This is a genomic window from Dentiradicibacter hellwigii, from assembly GCF_041770905.1.
GTDB lineage: Bacteria > Pseudomonadota > Gammaproteobacteria > Burkholderiales > Rhodocyclaceae > Propionivibrio > Propionivibrio hellwigii.
Genome location: NZ_JBEUWX010000002.1, coordinates 1,775,845 through 1,796,472, shown reverse-complemented (window position 1 = coordinate 1,796,472; position 20,628 = coordinate 1,775,845). Strand labels below are relative to the sequence as shown.

Annotated in this window: 18 protein-coding genes; 12 read left to right on the top strand and 6 right to left on the bottom strand. The window is 56.3% G+C overall.

Annotated elements, in window-relative coordinates:
- Nucleotides 1–83: 83 nt before the first annotated feature.
- Entirely contained in the window at nt 84–2,324 is a 2,241-nt protein-coding gene (locus tag ABCS64_RS10435; RefSeq protein ID WP_418891772.1) for an Orn/Lys/Arg family decarboxylase, read from the top strand.
- A 122-nt stretch (nt 2,325–2,446) separates the two neighbouring features.
- A complete protein-coding gene (locus ABCS64_RS10430; protein ID WP_418891771.1) occupies nt 2,447–3,937 on the top strand; it encodes an amino acid permease in 1,491 nt (496 codons plus the stop codon).
- 73 nt (nt 3,938–4,010) lie between these two features.
- On the opposite strand, the gene ABCS64_RS10425 is transcribed toward ABCS64_RS10430, so the two are convergent.
- Both ABCS64_RS10425 and ABCS64_RS10420 read right to left on the bottom strand, forming a co-directional pair.
- A complete protein-coding gene (locus tag ABCS64_RS10425) occupies nt 4,011–4,529 on the bottom strand; it encodes a dihydrofolate reductase (protein WP_418891770.1) in 519 nt (172 codons plus the stop codon).
- A 1-nt stretch (nt 4,530) separates the two neighbouring features.
- On the bottom strand, nt 4,531–5,352 hold the full coding sequence (locus ABCS64_RS10420; RefSeq protein WP_418891769.1) for a thymidylate synthase: 822 nt from the start codon (nt 5,350–5,352) through the stop codon (nt 4,531–4,533).
- 233 nt (nt 5,353–5,585) lie between these two features.
- Between ABCS64_RS10420 and ABCS64_RS10415 the strand changes: the two genes are divergently transcribed.
- Complete coding sequence (locus ABCS64_RS10415) at nt 5,586–7,073, top strand: hypothetical protein (protein WP_418891768.1); 1,488 nt, start codon at nt 5,586–5,588, stop codon at nt 7,071–7,073.
- Between the two features lie 55 nt (nt 7,074–7,128).
- On the opposite strand, the gene yjgA is transcribed toward ABCS64_RS10415, so the two are convergent.
- Nucleotides 7,129–7,722 carry a ribosome biogenesis factor YjgA gene (yjgA, locus tag ABCS64_RS10410; RefSeq protein ID WP_418891767.1) on the bottom strand — a complete coding sequence of 198 codons (594 nt, stop codon included), beginning with the start codon at nt 7,720–7,722 and terminating at the stop codon, nt 7,129–7,131.
- 117 nt (nt 7,723–7,839) lie between these two features.
- On the opposite strand from yjgA, the gene pmbA reads away from it, so the two are divergent.
- Nucleotides 7,840–9,249: a metalloprotease PmbA gene (gene pmbA, locus ABCS64_RS10405; protein WP_418891766.1), complete on the top strand. Its 1,410-nt coding sequence runs from the start codon at nt 7,840–7,842 to the stop codon at nt 9,247–9,249.
- Between the two features lie 214 nt (nt 9,250–9,463).
- Here the strand turns inward: pmbA and ABCS64_RS10400 are convergent, their stop codons facing one another.
- The 3 genes from ABCS64_RS10400 to lgt all read right to left on the bottom strand — a co-directional run bounded on the left by ABCS64_RS10400 (nt 9,464) and on the right by lgt (nt 12,758).
- A complete protein-coding gene (locus ABCS64_RS10400; RefSeq protein ID WP_418891765.1) occupies nt 9,464–11,074 on the bottom strand; it encodes a hypothetical protein in 1,611 nt (536 codons plus the stop codon).
- Nucleotides 11,075–11,364: 290 nt separating this feature from the next.
- Complete coding sequence (gene mce, locus ABCS64_RS10395) at nt 11,365–11,778, bottom strand: methylmalonyl-CoA epimerase (protein WP_418891764.1); 414 nt, start codon at nt 11,776–11,778, stop codon at nt 11,365–11,367.
- A gap of 152 nt (nt 11,779–11,930) precedes the next feature.
- Nucleotides 11,931–12,758 carry a prolipoprotein diacylglyceryl transferase gene (gene lgt, locus ABCS64_RS10390; RefSeq protein WP_418891763.1) on the bottom strand — a complete coding sequence of 276 codons (828 nt, stop codon included), beginning with the start codon at nt 12,756–12,758 and terminating at the stop codon, nt 11,931–11,933.
- Between the two features lie 186 nt (nt 12,759–12,944).
- Between lgt and ilvD the strand changes: the two genes are divergently transcribed.
- The 8 genes from ilvD to ABCS64_RS10350 all read left to right on the top strand — a co-directional run bounded on the left by ilvD (nt 12,945) and on the right by ABCS64_RS10350 (nt 20,616).
- Nucleotides 12,945–14,801: a dihydroxy-acid dehydratase gene (ilvD, locus tag ABCS64_RS10385; RefSeq protein ID WP_418891762.1), complete on the top strand. Its 1,857-nt coding sequence runs from the start codon at nt 12,945–12,947 to the stop codon at nt 14,799–14,801.
- Nucleotides 14,802–14,860: 59 nt separating this feature from the next.
- Nucleotides 14,861–15,247 carry a hypothetical protein gene (locus tag ABCS64_RS10380; RefSeq protein WP_418891761.1) on the top strand — a complete coding sequence of 129 codons (387 nt, stop codon included), beginning with the start codon at nt 14,861–14,863 and terminating at the stop codon, nt 15,245–15,247.
- A gap of 495 nt (nt 15,248–15,742) precedes the next feature.
- Nucleotides 15,743–16,504 (top strand): maleate cis-trans isomerase family protein, encoded by a 762-nt coding sequence (locus tag ABCS64_RS10375; RefSeq protein ID WP_418891760.1) that lies wholly within the window; start codon nt 15,743–15,745, stop codon nt 16,502–16,504.
- 46 nt (nt 16,505–16,550) lie between these two features.
- Nucleotides 16,551–17,344, top strand: a protein-coding gene (locus ABCS64_RS10370; protein ID WP_418891759.1) for an IS5 family transposase whose coding sequence is annotated in 2 segments (ribosomal slippage) — nt 16,551–16,827 and nt 16,827–17,344 — 795 coding nt in all. Because the reading frame shifts where the segments join, the coding sequence is not laid out codon by codon here.
- A gap of 519 nt (nt 17,345–17,863) precedes the next feature.
- The gene (locus tag ABCS64_RS10365; RefSeq protein WP_418891758.1) at nt 17,864–18,214 is read left to right on the top strand and encodes a hypothetical protein; all 351 of its coding nucleotides are present in this window, start codon (nt 17,864–17,866) and stop codon (nt 18,212–18,214) included.
- 132 nt (nt 18,215–18,346) lie between these two features.
- Nucleotides 18,347–18,721 (top strand): hypothetical protein, encoded by a 375-nt coding sequence (locus ABCS64_RS10360; protein ID WP_418891757.1) that lies wholly within the window; start codon nt 18,347–18,349, stop codon nt 18,719–18,721.
- 87 nt (nt 18,722–18,808) lie between these two features.
- Nucleotides 18,809–19,597 carry a hypothetical protein gene (locus ABCS64_RS10355; RefSeq protein WP_418891756.1) on the top strand — a complete coding sequence of 263 codons (789 nt, stop codon included), beginning with the start codon at nt 18,809–18,811 and terminating at the stop codon, nt 19,595–19,597.
- Nucleotides 19,598–19,656: 59 nt separating this feature from the next.
- A complete protein-coding gene (locus tag ABCS64_RS10350; RefSeq protein ID WP_418891755.1) occupies nt 19,657–20,616 on the top strand; it encodes a hypothetical protein in 960 nt (319 codons plus the stop codon).
- Nucleotides 20,617–20,628: the final 12 nt, after the last annotated feature.

The following is a 20,628-nucleotide window of genomic DNA, read 5'->3' as shown; positions in this document are numbered from 1 at the left end:
CGCGAGCCGCTGTCAGGCTGTTTTTGTGACTATATTTGTCAGACCCGCTGCGGCGGGTCGTTGCTTTCCGGGAGCCAAATGCCATGCGCTTTAATTTTCCGATCATCATTATCGACGAGGATTTCCGTTCGGAAAATGCCTCCGGACTGGGCATCCGCGCGCTGGCGGAGGCCATTGGCGCCGAAGGCATGGAAGTGCTCGGCGTGACGAGTTACGGTGACCTGAGCGCCTTTGCCCAGCAGCAAAGCCGTGCGTCGGCTTTCATTCTGTCAATTGATGACGAGGAGTTCAGCGGCGACGAGGCGCAGACGACCATTGAAGAATTGCGCGCCTTTGTGGTGGGTATCCGCCGCCGCAACGAAGATATTCCGATTTTCCTTTACGGCGAAACGCGCACCTCATACCACATTCCGAACGATGTGCTGCGCGAGTTGCACGGCTTCATTCACATGTTTGAGGATACGCCGGAATTTATTGCCCGCTATGTCGTCCGCGAAGCGCGCGCCTATCTGGGTAGCGTGCCGCCGCCCTTTTTCCGCGCGCTGACGCATTACGCTGCGGACGGCTCATATTCCTGGCACTGTCCGGGGCACTCGGGCGGCGTGGCTTTTCTTAAATCGCCGGTCGGGCAGATGTTCCACCAGTTTTTCGGTGAGAATATGCTGCGCGCCGACGTCTGCAACGCCGTCGAAGAGCTGGGGCAGCTGCTCGATCATACTGGGCCGGTCGCCGCTTCTGAGCGCAACGCCGCACGCATTTTTAATGCAGACCATCTGTTCTTCGTCACTAACGGTACGTCGACCTCGAACAAAATCGTCTGGAATTCTGCGGTTGCTCCCGGTGATATCGTCATTGTGGACCGCAATTGCCATAAATCCATTCTTCACTCGATTATCATGACCGGCGCCATCCCGGTCTTCCTGATGCCGACGCGCAATCACTTCGGCATCATCGGGCCGATTCCCAAGGAAGAGTTCCGTTGGGAAAATATCGAGAAAAAAATTGCCGCCCATCCGTTCGCCAGTGGCGTGACAGCGAAGCCGCGTGTGCTGACGATTACCCAGAGCACTTATGACGGGATTCTCTATAACGTCGAGGAAATCAAGGAAATGCTCGACGGGCGTATCGATACGCTGCATTTCGACGAAGCCTGGCTGCCGCACGCGGCGTTCCACGATTTCTATGGGGATTATCATGCGATCGGCGCCGACCGTCCGCGCTGCAAGGAGTCGATGGTTTTTTCCACGCAATCGACGCATAAGCTGCTGGCCGGGCTGTCGCAGGCTTCGCAGATTCTCGTCCAGAACTCGGAAAACCGCGAACTGGATCGCGCCGTTTTCAACGAGGCTTATTTGATGCACACCTCGACCTCGCCGCAGTATTCGATCATCGCTTCCTGCGATGTGGCGGCGGCGATGATGGAAGCGCCGGCCGGCACGGCGCTGGTGGAGGAATCCATTGCCGAAGCCCTCGATTTTCGTCGCGCCATGCGCAAGGTGGCCGAGGAATGGGGCGATGACTGGTGGTTCAAGGTCTGGGGGCCGGACGATCTGTCCTCCGAGGGGATCGAGGAGCGCGAAGCCTGGATGCTCAAGCCCGGTGAGCGCTGGCATGGTTTTGGCCGGCTGGCCGACGGCTTCAATATGCTCGATCCGATCAAGGCGACGATTATCACGCCGGGTCTGGATGTGGATGGCGATTTTGCCGAAGGCGCGGGGATCCCGGCCGCCATTGTGACCAAGTATCTGGCCGAGCACGGCATCATCGTCGAGAAGTGCGGTTTGTATTCCTTCTTCATCATGTTCACCATTGGCATCACCAAAGGGCGCTGGAATACGCTGGTGACGGAGTTGCAGCAGTTCAAGGACGATTACGACAAAAACCAGCCGCTCTGGAAAGTGCTGCCGGAATTCGTTGCCAAACATCCCGTTTATGAAAATATGGGGCTGCGCGACCTGTGCCATACCATCCACGGCGTCTATGCGCTCAACGACGTAGCGCGGCTGACTACCGAAATGTATCTTTCGGATATGGTGCCTGCCATGAAGCCGACCGACGCCTTTGCCAAAATGGCGCACCGCGAGATCGACCGCGTGCCGATCGATGACCTGGAAGGGCGCATTACGAGCATTCTGCTGACGCCCTACCCGCCGGGGATTCCGCTGCTGATTCCGGGGGAGCGCTTCAACGCGACCATCGTGCGTTATCTGAAATTTGCCCGCTTCTTCAATGAGCAGTTCCCTGGTTTTGAGACGGATATTCACGGTCTGGTCAAGCAGACGGTCAACGGTAAGGCCGAGTATTTCGTTGATTGTGTTCGTTGAGGCGACAGGCTGATGCGGCAGCTCAGCGTTGAGCAGGGCGCGGGGCTTTCCAGCCCGGCGGCATGTCTCTGCATCTGACGGCCAGCCTGGTTTTTCCAATCTTTCAAGGGGCACATCTTTATATGTCCAGCGTATCCGACACTTCCGAAGCCGTGCATCAGGTACAGCGCCGCCTGAAACTACGGCATCTGTCCATGATTGCCATCGGCGGCTGCATCGGCACAGGCTTGTTTATGGCCAGCGGCGCGGCCATCCACAGCGCCGGTCCGGGCGGCGCCTTGCTGGCCTATGCCGCGGTAGGGCTAATGGTTTATTTTTTCATGACTTCGCTGGGGGAGATGGCGACGCATATGCCCGTCTCCGGTTCGTTCAGCACGTATACGGCACGCTACATCGACCCTTCGCTCGGCTTTGCGCTGGGGTGGAATTTCTGGTTTAGCTGGACGATCACCGTTTCGGTCGACGTTGCCATTGCCGCGGTGGTGATCAACTACTGGGCGCCGCTGCGTGAGCTGATGCCCACCTGGGGCTGGAGCCTGATGTTCTTGGCCATCATCTTTGCCCTCAACACCGCCTCGGTGCGCGTGTATGGGGAGACGGAGTACTGGATGGCGCTGGTCAAGGTCGTCACCGTCATCCTGTTTTTGACGATTGGCGTGCTGACCATCTTCGGCATCGTGGGCGGGCACTACATCGGCCTGAGCAACTTTACCATGGGCGATGCGCCATTTCTGGGCGGTACGTTGGGCGGTCAGTTCCTGACGACCCTGGGCGTATTTCTGGTGGCGGGCTTTTCGTTTCAGGGCACCGAGCTGATCGGCACGGCGGCGGGCGAGTCCGAGCACCCGGAACAAAGCATCCCGCGCGCCATCAAGCAAGTGTTCTGGCGCATCCTCATTTTTTACGTGCTGTCCATCGCCGTCATCGGGCTGATCATCCCCTACAACAGCCCGGAACTTCTGGGCGCTGATGTTAACGAGATTTCCAAATCGCCGTTCACACTGGTGTTTGAGCGGGCGGGGTTGGCATTCGCGGCGGCGGTCATGAACACGGTGATTCTGACTTCCATTCTGTCGTCGGGCAATTCGGGCATGTTTTCATCGACCCGCATGCTTTACGCTATGGGACGCAATGGTCTGGCCTGGCCTATTCTTGGCGAGGTCAATACGCGTGGCGTGCCCGTGCCCGCCCTGCTGGTAACGGCCACAGTCGCGCTGGCCGTGTACCTGCTACAACTGATCAACGACGCTGCTTATCAATATGTGCTAGCCGCCTCGGGGCTGACGGGATTCATCACCTGGGTCGGCATCGCCGCCAGCCATTGGCGCTTTCGCCGCGCCTGGATGGCACAGGGCAAACCATTATCCGATCTGAAATATCGCGCCAAGTGGTTTCCCGTCGGGCCGTTAATGGCATTGGCGCTCTGTGTGCTGGTCATCATTGGGCAGGACACGCAACTGGTGTTGCATGGTGATTTTGACTGGGAGCGCCTGGCGATTACCTATATGGGATTGCCGGTGTTTCTGGGCTTTTATATCTATCACAAGCTCAAGCACCGCACGCGGCTGATCCCCTTGCAGGACGTGGATTTGAGCAAGCGGGAATATGATTGACGCGATGGTGACTAACACGGTGGCAATTGACACTGTTGATCGCACGCTACCGTGATGCCGCCGCCGGCTGTATCTACGGTTTACGTTGGTACTCGACAAATGCCAATGTAAATGTTCGCCCGTCGTTTGTGCCTGATGCAGGGGGTATGGTCTGGCGGCTGGTTTCCTGCCATTGCGCCGGATTGAGCGTTGGGAAGAACGTATCGCCGACAAAATCCGCATCAATTTCCGTCAGGTAGAGGCGGTCAGCCAGCGGTAGGGCCTGCCGATACAGTTCGGCACCTCCGATGACGAAAACTTCCGCCGCCCCGGGCACAAGGCGCGCAGCCTGCTGCAAGGCATCCTCCAGCGAGGCCGACAATACGGCGCCTGCGGCGTGATACTGAGGGTTGCGGCTAACGACGATATTTAGTCGGCCGGGGAGCGGACGGAATTTTTCAGGGAGGGATTCCCAGGTTTTGCGCCCCATGATGAGCGGCTTGCCAGAGGTGATTTCGCGGAAATGGCGCATATCTTCTGGCAGCTGCCAGAGCAGCTGTCCGTCCTTGCCAATGGCGCGATTGCGGGCGATGGCGGCGATCAGTGAGAGCATGTCAGACGGCCACCGGAGCGGCAATGTGCGGGTGCGGATCGTAGCCCTCGAGCGTGAAATCTTCGAACCGGAACGCAAAAATATCGCTGATTTCCGGATTGAGCCGCATGGTCGGTAACGGGCGCGGTGTGCGCATAAGCTGGAGACGCGCCTGTTCGAAGTGGTTGCTGTAAAGGTGCGCATCGCCAAAGGTATGCACAAAATCGCCGGGGCGATAGCCGCATACCTGCGCGATCATCATCGTTAGCAGCGCATAGGAAGCGATATTGAACGGCACGCCAAGGAAAATGTCGGCGCTGCGCTGGTAAAGCTGGCAGGATAACTTTGGGCGCGGGTCGGTATCACCGGCGGCGGGCGGCGAGACATAGAGCTGGAAGAGCGCGTGGCAGGGCGGTAGAGCCATCCGTTCCATATCGGCCGGGTTCCAGGCGGTGACGATGTGCCGCCGTGAATCGGGATTGCGCTTGAGGTCGGCGACAAGCCGGGCAATCTGGTCGATCTCGCCGCCGGCGGGCGTTTGCCAGTGCCGCCACTGATGGCCGTACACCGGACCCAGGTCGCCGTTTTCATTTGCCCACTCGTCCCAGATGCGGACGCCGTGTGCTTTCAGATAGGCAATATTGGTGTCGCCGCGCAGGAACCAGAGCAGTTCGTAGATGATCGAGCGCAGATGCAGTTTTTTGGTGGTGAGCAGGGGGAAACCGGCTGCCAGATCGAAGCGCATCTGCCAGCCGAACACCGAACGGGTGCCCGTGCCAGTACGGTCGTCTTTGTCGACGCCCTGTTCAAGTACATGGCGCATCAGGTCGAGATAAGGTTTCATAAAAAAGTAGAAAAACAGTCCGGATGATCAACGCCAGGCATTGTAATGGAATGAAAGCCAATCGGCGGATAACGCGGATACAAATCGCGCTGTACGCTTGCGGTCTCAGCGCTGGAATAATACTATTGGAATAAATCTTGGTAGGGCACACGTGCCGGAATAACAAAGGCAAGACTGTGATACTTGATCTGTTTACGCCACGCCCCATACATCAACTATGTGACGCCGCGGAGTTGAAGCGGACGCTTGGCGCATTGCTGGCCGGCGAGGCTTTTAAGGCAGTTGAAGAAATCTATGGCTGGTTTGAATCGCTGCATCGCGCGGAGGGCGTGCGGCCGATGCAGTTGTTCGATATTGTGCGCCAGCTCGACGAGGTTGGTTATCACAAGATACGTCGGCTGACGCGGGATTACTTGCATTCCGCGCGCCTGTCGAAAGGCGAAGAACGCCGGTTATGGTCGATGTGCTTCAATTACTGGGGCGAGTTGACCAGCCTTTATGCCTATTGCGCCGAGCAGCTTCGCCCCGCCTTGCAGGACAAGGCGGATAAGTCAGAGCAGGCGGGCGAGTCGCTTAAATCCATCATGCCGCTGTTGCTGTCCCGTCAGATGGCGGCGCGGACGAACCAGCTGCGATGGATGGTTTATAGCTATTCTGTGATTGGCGAGGATCTTTGGCGCGGGTTGGGGCATGCATTCTCGCGTGCCGTTGCGGACGGCTTCGCCAATGAGCCGGTACTGCTGTATCCGGGCATGAACCAGACGACGAGCGTGACGCGGGAGTATCTGCATCTGCTGGTGCTTTCGGCGTCCTCGGCGGACAGTCTGATGCCTTTTGAGATCGATCTGGCGGATCGGCTGATCGGCCATTTGTTACCGCATTTCGTTTTTTCGGAAACTTTCCAAAAAGACAGTGTGTATTGGGTCGATATCGCCGAAGGCAAGCCGCCAACCCGCCTGGCGCGCGAGCCTGCCGCACTGACGCCGACATTGCGCTTCTTTTCGCCTGGCCGTGCACATCAGGCGTTAAGCCAGCTCATTCAGCGTGTCGGTCAGGGGGAAGTGCCTGAGGAGTTGAATCTGGGCGGCAATTATGCGGCCGATATCGTTTTGCCGGTGATGCAGCATTTGGCCTTGTATTGGGCGCCCGAGCCGCCATTGCGCCAACATCCGCGCCATTCAGTCAAGGCGCGCATTGCCGCGCTGCAGGGGTTTGAGGATTGCTTTACGCTGTTTTCCGGCGAAATCGCGCGTTTCGGCAAGGAACAGACCGCAGCCGTCTGGGTTGTCGAAAACGTCAGCCTTGGCGGTTTCCTGGCATCGGCGGATATTGCCACGGAAGGGCTGAAAATCGGCACCTTGCTTGGCCTGCAGCCGGAGGGCAGCGAGAACTGGGTACTCGGCATCGTTCGCCGTTACAGCAAGGAGACGACGACACAGGCCAGCGTCGGCATCCAGGCGCTGTCACGACAAGCGTGGAGCGTCAAATTGCGTCCAGGCGGTAATGGATTCTCCCCGCACAACGCCATCCCCGGCATTTGTCTGGAAGAGCATGCGGGCGAAAGTGAACTCCGGATTGTCGTTCCTTCGGGGTGTTTCGATGCGCGCGAGACGATCGAATTTGCCCATGAAAATCGCCACTATATGCTCACGCCCATTGCATTGGAAGAAGTCGGCGATGATTTTGAGATCGCCCGTTACCGATTCACCGTATTTTCCTGATGGGCATTTGGGCATATGGGCGTACGTAGTATGCCGCCACACTGCCCGCGGTGTTTCATGCCAATGCTTCATCCTCATCCGCAGGGGCGGGTTGTTCCGTCAGTGATTTGAGTGCCTGAAACAGTGCGCGGTAACTGCGCGGCGGCTTATTCTGCGCCCGCTCCTTGAGTGCGGCGCGGCGTAACGCGCGTAGTTGCTGCAAGTCGGCGGCAGGATAATCGCGTGCAATCCCGTAAAGCAACTTTTCGTCGGCCAGCAAATCTTCGCGCCACTTTTCCAGTCGGTGCAGGTTGGCGAGCGCCTGCGCCGATTCGCTGCGTGCTTCCGCTAGGGCAGTGCGTATCGGCTCGGGGGCGACATCGCGCATCAGGCGACCAATGTATTGCATCTGGCGCCGCCGCGCCTCATCGTGTTTTTTCATGGCGCTGACGGTATGGATGGCATCGCGTAGATTTTCCGGTAGATCGATCCGTGCGATGTGCTCGGCGGGTAATGTTGTCAGTGCCTCACCCAGCGCTTGCAGATCCTGCATTGCCCGCTTGCGCTGGGTTTTGGAAGGAGGCGGTGCCCGCCCTTCTTCATTTTCATGATCCGCTCCCATCGTTATCTCCGCAGCCGGGTAATTGTCCGGGCCATTCACCGTCTTCATAGCGATCGCATCATTGAGTAAAAACAGAAAAAACCAACGAGTGTCGTGCGCGTGCGCACCCGATGGCGCGCCTGATAACTGCTATGATAGCGGCTCTTTTGACAATTGATGGTCCCTATGCCCCATGACCCTGCCGTAGTATCCGCGCAGCCCCTCGCTCCCGCTCGTGCGCATGTCCGCCCGCCCTCACGTTTTGCGCATCACTCGTCTGTATTGCAGGCGCTGGCCGGTGATGTGCTTCAGTATGCAAAAATGCTTGGCGCGAGCGACTGCGAGGTGGAGGTTTCCGAAGGCTTCGGGCAGGCGGTAACGGTTCGCTGCGGCGATGTCGAGAATATCGAATATAACCGTGACAAGGGCATCGGCGTTACGGTCTATCTTGGCGCGCGCAAGGGCTATGCAAGTACCTCGAATTTCTCGTCCGCAGCCTTGCGTGAAACGGTCGACGCGGCGCTCAATATCGCCCGCTATACCGCCGAGGATTCATGCGCCGGCCTGCCGGAAACCGGCTTGCTGGCGACGCGCGAAGAGTGCGCGCGTGATCTCGACCTCTACCATCCGTGGTATATCGGCATCGAAGAAGCCGTCGATACGGCGCGCCGTTGCGAACAGTCGGCCTTTACCGTCAGCCCGCAAATTACCAATTCGGAGGGGGCGACGGTTTCGGTTCAGGAAGCCCATTTCATTGCCGCCAATAGTCGCGGCTTCATGGGCGGTTATCCCAGCTCGCGCCACTATGTGTCCTGCTCGGTGATTGCTGGCAAGAACGCGGCCATGCAGCGCGATGATTGGTATTCGACTGCGCGCAACCCGGCGCATCTGTCTTCTCCTGAAGCCATCGGTAACTATGCGGCGCAGCGCGCACTGGCCCGGATGGGGGCGCGTCAGGTCAAAACGTGCAGAGTGCCCGTTTTATTTGAAGCGCCGCTGGCAGCCTCGCTGATCGGCCATTTCGTGCATGCCGCCAGCGGCGGTAGCTTGTATCGCAAAAGCTCTTTTCTTACCAACTGCCTTGGCGCGCGCGTGTTTTCGCCCGTCGTGCAGATCAGCGAGCACCCGCATCTGGTCGGCGGCATGGCCAGCAGTCTGTTCGATAGTGATGGCGTGGCGACGCGACATCGTGAAGTCGTGACCGCCGGCGAACTGCAAGGCTATTTTCTTGGTGTGTATTCGGCGCGCAAGCTCGGCATGCAAAGCACGGGTAATGCCGGCGGGTGCCATAACCTGATTGTGCGGCCGGGCAGCCATGATTTTGCCGGCCTGCTGCGCACAATGCGGCGCGGGCTGTTGGTGACCGAATTGCTTGGGCATGGAATCAATTATGTGAGCGGCGATTATTCGCGCGGTGCGGCCGGTTTCTGGGTTGAAGACGGGGAAATCGCTTATCCGGTTGAGGAAATTACCATTGCCGGCAATCTGAAAGACATGTTCCGCCATATTGTCGAGGTCGGCAACGATATCCTGGTGCGCGGATCAAAGCAGGTCGGTTCGATTCTGATCGAAGAAATGAAAGTGGCCGGCGGCTGAAATATCGTCGATACACTTGATCTTTCCACGAAGGCGGGCCCGGTCTATTTCGTCGGATGAGGATGATCGTCCGCTGCGGCACAGCGGTTGAGCATTTCTGTGCTTTCGACGATTTTGCCGTCTGTCCGGCAAGCCGGAGTAAACAGGCGAACAGGCGCTTGCCGGCATCCCGCCTTTCTTATGCCTTTTCCAAGCTCAGGGTGAGCGGTGGCGCTCAGTTTGCCTCGGGCGCGCCGAGTTGCCAGCGCTCATTGTCACCATGGCGCTCGATGAGAGTCTGTGGCGTGAATGGCAGCGGCAGCAAGGCGGAGTCGGCGCCGTCATAAAGGCGGCAACGCAGGACGCGCGCCAGTGCGTTGGTCGGCAGAATGATCTGTAATTCGTTTCCCGATCCGGTCAGCAGTGCCGGATATCGGAAAGTCGCGTTTGAGATTTTCTCCGTGATTTCCACTGCCAAGGGCGAAATTTTTCCGGCCAGGAAATGCGCGCCGACCATAATCTGGCCGTCTTGCGTGAACAGGCGACTGACACTTGCTAACTGCAGATCGGCATCCGGCGTTTGACGAATACCAAGTAGATCGCCGCAGGCTAGGCGCTTTCCTGGCCGATTCACGGCGCGCTGCAAATTCAGCGTTGTTGTGTCCGCCGAGAGTGCGCCCTGCCAGGTTTCAAAAACGATCGACGCTAGGTTTCCGGGATCGGCGATATGTCCGAAAATGGCCAGCCGTTCGGCCTTGATGCGTGCGACGGAGGTTTCCGGCAGGTTTTCCTGAGCGCTTGTGCCGCCGATGAGACGGTAAATGTCTGTCAACGTGCAGAGTACTTCTACCGGCTGCATTGCCGTGGCGGCGGCGGGGGATGGCGTGAGTACAGGCGCGTACAGACGCGCGCCCAGTTTTCCCAGCAGTTCGATGGAGACTTCCGATGTTACGAGCTTGCCTAGGCGGAGATCTTCCGGCGAAGCGCCGCCTTTCAGCGCCTTGATGCGCTTTCCGATTTTGCGGAAGATGGCGTCGAATGAAATCTGGCGTTGCGTGGCACTGTCTTTATTGCTGCGTGCGGGATCATGCGGGAAAGAGAGATCGAGAACAACGCTGTGCGCATTATTATTGAAAGACGTATCTGCCGGCGCCTGTACAGTGACCAGTTCCCGCCAGCGGGAAAGCCACTGAAGGACGGCGAGTAGGTGAACGTGCCGCAGGGCATAGGGATCGGCCAAGTGTGCCAGTATCGCCATGCCGTACTGGCCGGTCAGCGTCGATTCGAGTGTTTCATTGGGTAGCGGATCGCGGACGAATTCGCTGAGTACCTGCAATTTTTCGGCCGCCAGATAGATGGCGTGCAGCTCCTTCCAGAAATGATCGCCCAGCGCACTGCCGGCACCATAGCAGCACAATTGCTCCATGCGCAGGCTGGTAATTGCCCGATGTGCGATCTTTCCTGCCAGGCCGTTGAGGCTGGCCTCCCCTTCCAAACAGGCATTCAGGCAATATAAGTAACCCAGCGTACAGCAGCGCCAGAGCCGGGATGTGGCCAAAAAAACCGCCTGCTCATCAGCGGTGAGCGGCAATGGTTTATTTTCAAAATGACGGCAACTTTCGCTGCCGATGGTAAATACCATCCTGCGGAGCGCTTCCAGTGTCTTGAAGCGCTCCCGCGTGGGCAGGGCAAAGTGGTTGAAGGCATCGATCTCGCGCGTCAGCGCTTCGAGCATGACCGGAACGTTAGCCTGGGGTTGCCTGGCGAGCCATTGGCTAGCAAGGAATGCATCGCGGAAGGCGACGGGCTGCTCGGTGCTTGTTTTCGGTAGTGAAAAACGAACCATCTCATGCCCCCTGGATGATGTGCGATGTGTTTTTCTGGCAAATGGCGACGCTATGGCTGTTTTTCATGCATTCGTCGAATCACTGCGGTGAATCCTCGTTGCAATGCTCACGTCACAATATCCCGTATTTGTGCCGGTTTTGGTTTTATGTGAGCTTTACCTCATAACGCATCGTCCGTGTATCTGCCGGGATGCAAAATTCGTCAGCCCATAAAAAACAATCGGCTAGAACCGTACAGGTTCCGACCGATTGTAAACCAAACCAAATATATTATGTGAATTGCTTATTTTTATTTCTTATTCGGATCTTCGCACAGTTCCATCAATATGCCGCCCGTGGTTTTCGGATGCACGAAGGCAATGTTGAGGCCTTCTGCGCCCTTGCGCGGGGTTTTGTCGATCAGCTGGGCGCCCTTGCTGGCCAGTTCGTCCAGGTTTTCTTGCAGTCCCTCAACGGCAAAGGCCAGGTGGTGGATGCCGCCGCCATTCTTTTCAACGTATTTGCCGATGGGGCCGTCCGGCTCGGTCGATTCGAGCAGTTCGATCTTCGATTGGCCAATCTTGAAAAATGCGGTGCGAACCTTCTGTTCTTTTACTTCTTCGATCGAGTAGCACTTCATGCCCAGTTTTTGTTCCCAGAAGGGAATGGCTTCATCCAGGCTCTTGACGGCGATGCCGAGGTGTTCGATGTGTGTCAGTTTCATGTGTGATTTCCTTGTGTTATGAGTGATAAAAAACGGGAAAGAACCCGACTGGAAACCTGAGAACCCTCAACGGGTCGGGCGCTAGCTTATACACCTTTTCCAGAAACAATCAATAAGGGGCTTCCACAGTATCCGCTATACTTCGTTTGTAATCAGTGCATTGAGTTAATGTCTTTATCTTTTTTTTGCCGGCGATTGGCCCAGAACAGCAGCGCAATGCCGGATAAAACCATCGGTAGCGAGAGCCATTGTCCCATGCTGATGACTTCCGAGCGGCCAAAAATGCCCGCATCAGGTTGGCGGAAGTATTCGGCAACGAAACGAAAAGCGCCATAGCCGACGAGAAATGCACCGGACACCGCGCCCAGCGGCCGCGGTTTGGCCGAGAACCACCACAGGATAACGAAAAGCGCCAGTCCTTCCAGTCCTGCCTGGTAGAGCTGCGATGGATGGCGCGGCTGCAAATCCCCGGATTGCGGGAATACCATTGCCCAGGGGAGCGACGGATCACAGACACGCCCCCAGAGTTCGCCATTGATGAAATTGCCGATGCGCCCCACTGCCTGACCGAGCGATATGAGCGGTGCGATGAAATCGGTGATGGCCAGCCACGGACGCTGCATTTTCCATGATGCAAACGCCATGGCGACCAGAACACCGAGAAGCCCGCCGTGGAAAGACATCCCGCCTTTCCATATGGCAAGGATTTCGAGCGGATGTGACAAGTAATACGTGGGTGCGTAGAAAATGACTTCGCCTAGCCTGCCGCCGAGGATCACGCCGAGGACGCCGTAGAACAGCAGGTCGTCAAGCTGCTCGACCGTCCAGCCGTCGGCAATGTACTGCGCATGTGTGCGGATGCGCCGCCGTCCAAGCCACCAAAATTGCAGAAAAGCCAACAGGTACATCAGCCCGTACCAATGGATCGACAACGGGCCGAGGCGGAGTGCAACAGGATCGAACTGAGGGTGGATCAGCATGCGCGTGATTGCCTTGAAACAAGCCGTTTTGGGCTAGAATCGAAAAGAATTCCGACGAATAATGAACGGACGTAACTGCGCGGAAATTATAGCGCGCCGCGTTGCTTGCGTTTTTGCCGCTTTTTGCCTGTTCGCCTTCGCATCCCAAGCTGTGTTGACCTGATTCTTGACTTATTGGAGACCCTCATGCCCGCTTATCGCTCCCGCACGTCTACCCATGGCCGCAACATGGCCGGCGCTCGCTCGCTGTGGCGGGCCACCGGCATGAAGGACGGCGATTTTGGCAAACCCATCGTCGCCATCGTCAATTCCTTTACGCAATTTGTCCCGGGGCATATGCACCTGAAAGACCTCGGCCAGATGGTCGCGCGCGAGGTCGAGGCGGCAGGCGGCGTCGCCAAAGAATTCAATACGATCGCCATTGATGACGGCATTGCCATGGGGCATGACGGCATGCTTTACTCATTGCCTTCGCGTGATCTCATCGCCGATTCGGTTGAATACATGGTCAACAGCCATTGTGCCGACGCGATGATCTGCATTTCCAACTGCGACAAGATTACGCCGGGGATGCTGATGGCGGCAATGCGCCTGAATATCCCGACCATCTTCGTCTCTGGCGGGCCGATGGAGGCGGGCAAGGTTCAACTGGGCGGCGATCAGGTCGTGCGTACCGATCTGATCGATGCCATGATTAAAGCAGCCGATAAAACGATTTCCGACGAAGATGTCGCCAAGATCGAACGTCTGGCCTGCCCGACCTGCGGTTCCTGCTCCGGCATGTTTACGGCCAATTCGATGAACTGTCTGACGGAAGTTTTGGGGCTGTCCTTTCCGGGTAACGGCACGCTGCTGGCGACGCACGCCGACCGCAAGGCGCTGTTCCTGCGTGCCGGACGTCATATCATCGAACTGTGCCGCCGCTATTATGAGCAGGATGATGTGTCCGTACTGCCGCGCGGCATCGCCTCGTTCGGTGCGTTCGAGAATGCCATGTCGCTCGATGTGGCGATGGGCGGTTCGACCAATACCGTCCTGCACCTGCTGGCGATTGCGCACGAGGCCCAGGTCGATTTCACCATGGCCGATATTGACCGCATCTCGCGCAAGGTGCCGCATCTGTGCAAGCTGGCGCCCTCGACCGAGGTCTATCACATCGAGGATTGTCACCGGGCGGGCGGCATTTTCGGCATTCTGGGCGAACTCGACCGCCTTGGGCTGATTCATCGCCAGCCCGCGACGATCCACGCGCCGACGCTGGGCGGAGCGATCGACCATTGGGATGTCAGGCGTTCGGACGATCCTGCCGTGCGGCAGATGTACCTCGCCGCGCCGGGCAATAGGCCAAGTGGTGAAGCGTTCTCGCAGGATAAGCGTTATGCGGCGCTCGACCTCGATCGCCAGGCCGGCTGCATCCGCGACCGTGCGCATGCTTACAGTCAGGACGGCGGTCTGGCCGTGCTGTTTGGCAACATTGCCGAGGATGGCTGCATCGTCAAGACGGCGGGCGTCGATGCCAGCATCCTCAAATTCACCGGCCGGGTGCGCGTTTTTGAGAGCCAGGAAGAAGCGGTCAACGGCATCCTCGGCGACCAGATCGTCGCCGGCGACGTGGTGCTAATCCGCTACGAAGGGCCGAAAGGCGGGCCGGGCTGCCAGGAAATGCTCTATCCCACCTCCTACCTCAAGTCGCGCCACCTCGGCAAAGAATGCGCGCTGATTACCGATGGCCGTTTTTCCGGCGGTTCGTCGGGGCTGTCGATCGGCCACGTTTCGCCGGAAGCCGCCGAGGGCGGGGCGATCGGCCTGGTTGAGGAGGGCGACGTCATCGAAATCGACATTCCCAACCGCAGCATCCGGCTTGCTGTTTCCGACGCGGAACTGACACGGCGCCGTGCGGCGATGGAGGCCAAGGGCGACAAGGCCTGGAAGCCGGTCTCCCGTCAGCGTGTTGTCTCCACGGCCTTGCAGGCGTACGGCCTGATGGCGGCTTCTGCATCACGCGGCGCGGTGCGCGATCTCGGCCAGTTGCGGCGGCGTTAGCCGTCAAAGGTAGAAAAAAGGCGCCGTAGGGCGCCTTCATTGCAAGGAGCGGCTTGGCGATGAAGAACTTTTTCTATGGCTTTTACTGGAGCGGAGTCTGGATCGGTATTTGTTTCCTTGCTTTTGCCGGCAGGTTATTTTCCCCGGAGGCGTTTTTGGCACTTTTCTTTATCGCCCTTGTTCTGAGTTTGCCGTGGAATATCTTCGCCCTCCTGCTCGGGATTCTTCTCATGATGCTAATCCACCCGATAGGTGACTTTTTTCTGTTTTTGGGGGGTGGGGAAGGTGGAGCATTGGGCGCAATGATAGGGGACTCATTAATTGCGATAGCCATTGGCCTGCATATCAATGGAATGTGGTTCATCAGCTATAGAAAAAAGAGGCAACAGCGCAGAATGGAAAAAGAACAAGAACAAGAACGGGAGCAGGCACGGCGGCAAGCGTAGGAAAAAAACTTAAGAACGGGTTTCCCCAGCCCGGCTGCTGGAATAGCGATTGCAGGCATCCGCTGATTGGTTTTCTATCGGTCGGCGTTTTCATTTATGGCAGCGAATCTTTGGCTGGCTTTTCTGGCCGCCTCGACCGCATTCGCTGTTTCACCGGGAACGGGCGCGGCATTGTCGATGGGCAACAGTCTGCGCTATACGGCTACCGGACACCCCTGCGCAGCATCGCCCGCCGGCAATACGTGCTGGTGCCCGAGATTGGCGTTGCCGTTGTGGGCGGCGGCGCGAGTGTTTCCCGTCATATTGATTGGATGTCATCGGGAAAGGCATGCCGTATATTCAAAAAAAACCGATGAAAAGTGGAGGGTGCATCCATCAGGTCGTGGTATTGGCGATTAGCCTTTTCCCTTGCATTGAGCCGCTTGGTCTGGCATAAACAATCGGTGTGCACCCAGTGACACATCTATTATTCATGTACCCCCCAGGAGAGTTGCCATGAAAATGAATTATCGGATCGGCCAAATCGTTCCCAGTTCCAATACGACGATGGAAACCGAGATTCCTGCCATGTTGCGGGCGCGCGAAACGGTCGAACCGGAACGCTTCACTTTCCATTCGAGCCGCATGCGCATGAAAAAAGTGACGAAGGAGGAACTGGCAGCGATGGATAACGACTCTGACCGTTGTGCCATTGAGCTGTCCGATGCGCGCGTTGATGTCCTCGGCTATGCCTGCCTGGTAGCGATCATGAGCATGGGCAAGGGCTATCACCGCATTTCCGAGGCGCGATTGCATCAGCGCACGGTCGACAACGGTGGTCCGGCGCCTGTCGTGACCAGCGCTGGCGCGCTGGTGGAAGGCTTGAAAGTCATTGGCGCGAAAAAGATCTCGCTTCTGGCGCCCTACATGAAACCGCTGACGCAACTGGTCATCGACTACATCGAAAATGAGGGCATCGAGGTGGTGGATAGCCTATCACTCGAAATTCACGACAATCTCGAAGTCGGCGCGCGCGACCCGCGTGCACCTGCCGAACTCTGGCGCAAGCTCAATCTTGCCAATGTCGATGCCATTGTCGCCTCTGCCTGCGTGCAGATGCCGTCGCTGGCCTCGATTCCGCTGATCGAAGCGGCGAGCGGCCTGCCGGTGGTTTCGAGTGCCGTCTGTACGACTTACCAGATGCTGGCCAGGCTGGGGCTGAAAACGATCGTGCCGAATGCGGGCAGTCTGCTATCCGGACGTTACCCGGCGGTTTGAACAGTGTCTAAGAACGTGTTCATAGTCTCTGCTGTAAAGTATCGTTATGAACAGAAAAGCCTACCCAAGCGATATAAGTCGCACACAATTTGCTACTCTTCTTCCTCTTTTGGAAAGTGCTCGCAGACGCACAGCACCGCGCAAAGTGGACTTGTACGATGTCTTTTGTGCCATTCTCTATCTTCTACGCAACGGCTGTGCCTGGCGTGCCTTACCGGGCGATTTTCCCAAATGGCGCACCGTTCATTCCTACTTCCAAAGATGGAGTGAGCCCCGCGAAAGTGGCATCAGTCTCCTTGAGGAAGCGTTAAAAAAAATCAGGTGGCCGCAGCACGTCGCAAGCAGGGGCGCCATGAAGCAACCACTTTCCTGATTATTGATGCGCAGAGCGTGAAGAACACGGATACCGCCATGGAAAAAGGCTACGATGCGGGCAAGAAGGTTAGCGGTATCAAGCGACATATAGCGGTTGACACGCAAGGTTTGCCGCATGCCCTTGCGGTAACGACGGCGGATGTTACGGATAGAAAAGGCGGCCTGGTGGCATTGGAACGTGACAGAGATAATCTTGGTGCGGTACAAAAAGTCCTTGCCGACGGAGGTTACACGGGTCAGGCATTTGCTTCGTCGGTACAGGAGTTGATTGGTGCGGAAGTAGAGATTGCCAAACGAAACGAATTGCAGCGTTTTGCGGTATTGCCAAAGCGATGGGTAGTAGAGCGCAGTTTTTCCTGGTTGGAAAAGAACAGGCGGCTTTGGAAAAACTGCGAGCGTAAGTTGAGTACCAGTCTGCAAATGGTAGTTTTGGCTTTCTTGGGCGTCCTGCTACGAAGACTATGAACACGTTCTTAGATGCTATGGCGATGGCGGCATCGGGTTCGCCAGCGTGCGCGCTTCGGGTCAAAGCAAACTTCAGATAGGTTGCCAGTGCTGATGCAAACGGTGCATGAATGGCAGCGCGGCAGCCGTGTAACGAGGGAAGAATGGGCGAATCCCAATACAGACGTGGGCTGGCGACAAGTGTCGCCATACGACGACAGTATCAACGGGCAGAAACGCGGGGAATTTGCGTATGTACCCTGGGATGTGTCGCCCACGGGCGACGCCTAAAGGCTTTAAAGGCTCGTGTGTTTTTTATAACAATTTGAATATAAAAATAAAATTATTTATGGCACGGGATGTGCTTTAACTCCCTCGGCATAAGCCGTTTCGTACGTGAAGCTGGTTTTCTGATAGTGCTGATTTCTAGTTTCGCGTTTTATGGTTATCCCGTGAATAGGCGGGAGAAACTTCCGGCAGATGGGGCTTGGGAATTTTCCCGATATGTTTTCCGCCGGATATAAGGAAAGGAGAATCAGAATGGAACTTCTTAAAAAACTCGCGCTGGTCGGTATTTTTTCTTCGTTTGCAATGGGTGCTTACGCCGGTGATTTGGGTGACGCGGCAAACGCGGCGGCTAGTCTGACCTCGGTTCAGGGGAATGTGGCTGTGGGCGTCAACGCGGGTAGTGGTGATGCTGAGATCAAAGCGAATGCGTCGGGTAAAGATTCTGTTGCCAATGCGGGCTTGGCTGTCGTTGATGCCAAAGCTAGTGGCGGCAAGAGTCTGAATGCAGCGGTTGGCGTCAATACGGCAAAAGCTAATATTAGTGCGACAGCCAGAGATGGCGGAACGTCCAATGCGGGTCTGGCGGTCGTTCGCGCACAATAAGCTGAAGACCGCAGCGGTGCTGGCTGGAGTGATCCGGCTGGCAGCGTGACCCTAAGCGCCTGTTGTCTGTTTGGTTAGCTGCCAGTACAGGCAAGAGGCGCTTGTAACGATTTTTCGATGGAGACATATTTTATGTTCCGCAAATCTGAAATGCGTCACGGCAGTGCATACCGCGGGCTTTTAATAGGAGTGCTGGCGTTCATCCTGACGCTTGGCGGAGCAGCTGTATATGCGGCCGGGAATATTGCAAATGTTGCTAAACAAGGCGTTTCGGTGGTCGGCAGTCAGGTGTTCATAGACGGCGTTGAGGTTGAGCCGGGCGTAGAGCGTTATACGTCACCGACAACCGGAGACGTTTACCGCATTCAGCGCCGAGGGGAGTCTGTTGCCGTTGTGCTTGAGCGGAGCGGTGGCAAGCAAGGTGGCACAACCCGGATCGAGTCGCATGCTTCCGGTCGCGGCGCGACGGTAAATGCCGGTCAGGTGGTGATTACGACCGGACAGTAAATCGCTGGATGTTTTAGTGTACGATCAGGGTATAAGTTAGTGGTAAATGAATTGCGGGACTTCACTGTCAATTGCACAGAATGCGGAATGAAAACATTGAGAGGAGGCGCAATGAATCGTCGAGGATTGAATCAAAAAAATTATGCCCTGCAAGAAGGGCAGCGGACGCGCATGGAAGCTTTCTTTCTATCGTTTTCCTTAGGATTCCTTCTGGCGTTTTTATGTGCGCTTATGGCGCCTTCGCGAGCAATGGCCAGCGATATCACGGGCGATGCGTCACCGGCCAATCGGCAGCAGGTTTCAAACCAGAATGGAATGGTTTCCGGCAAAGTGACCGAAACGGCAAATAGCGTCATCATTGATGGCGCGACTTTTGTTTCCAGCGGAAATGATCAACCGGTCGTCAAAGTCGATGCGGATACCCGGAAAAAGGTCATCCTGCGCAACGTCAAGATCATCAGCAACAACCAGACAGTTTCGGATCTGAACGACACGCACAAGGGCTCGGCCGGCATCGTGTCGGTCGAAAATAGCCAGTCGAAGTCAAAAGTAGTGATGAAAAATGTTCGGGTTGTGGCGCGCAATTCCAATATAAGCAGTATCAGCGATGGAGATGATAACTGTGCTGGCCTGGTATGCAATAAGGGCGGTCGTTATGATGGTGTGCAGGCCGTTTCGGCAACCGCGCTGGGGCGGACAAACATTTCGGCGGTACAAGGCGCGCGCCCAGATTACCGCAAGGTCGCCGCCACCAATAGTGCGCGCTATGGCACGCAGCGGGCCGCGCCGGCAGCATCGATGTCATCAAGCATTACATCCACTTCGACAACGCTGAACGGCCATCCTGACTATCGGAGGATACCGCGAGCCAATTGACCTGCTCGGCATGTTGATTTTCAGGGAAATTTTTCAATAACAACAACCTATTATTTTTTATGAAAAATAGACATCTACGCTTCTTGCCGCTTCTTGCCACATTATTTCTTGGCGGGTGTGCAACGGTTGATTTAAAAACGCCGCGCGCTGACGATTACAGCGATTCCAACAAGGAAAAAATCCGCGGTATTGCAGAACTTAGATCAAAAACGTTGGCTGACAACGAAACCTATTTTACGGATCACCTGCGCTGTATTGGTAAAGGAAAATTACTCAATGATCTGGCATTGCGGATCAGTGTTGCGCCTATCTACGATAAAACAGCCAAGGTTTTTCCGAGTGGTTCGACAGCTATTTCAGAAATGGTGCTGAACGCCCTATCCTACGTTAAAGGGCTTCATATCGTGGATACACCGTTTGGTGAAATTACCGAGTCTCGCGTCAATCTGCTCAGCGACAGGTACGTCTTTTTGGGCAAAGGGCTGAAGGACAATATTGTGCCCATTTCCAACAAGATTGCTCCTTTACCTTACGGCATCTTGTTCCCAAGCCAGGTGAGCATTTCTGGTGCACTCGTTCAATATGATGAGGGTACAGAAACCATTACACCGGAAATCGGGCTGGATATCGACGCTTTTTCCGGAAAGCGTTCGGTCGAAACAATCTCGGTTGGTCTACATCTGCGTTTGATCAATTCCAACGACGGTGAAATTCTGAGCAATAGTGCCCTAGGCAAGCGCGGTAGCGTACTGCTTTCTAACAAGGTGTATAAAATCAAAACCAAAGGCAACTATTTTCGCCTGATCAGCGCCAAGCAGTATGGCCTGGATGTTGCCGTGACTGTGGATGACCCCAAACACTATGTTATTCAGGAAATGGTCGAGCGAGGTGTTGCCGAACTGCTCTCAGTTCTGCCAAGCGATGTCGTATGCCCGGAAAAGAAGAACGATGCTGCTGTAAATGCCCAGGAAACAGCGAGCGTAGCGACCCCTCAGGGTCTGAACGAACCAGCTCAGTGAGAGGTGATGCTT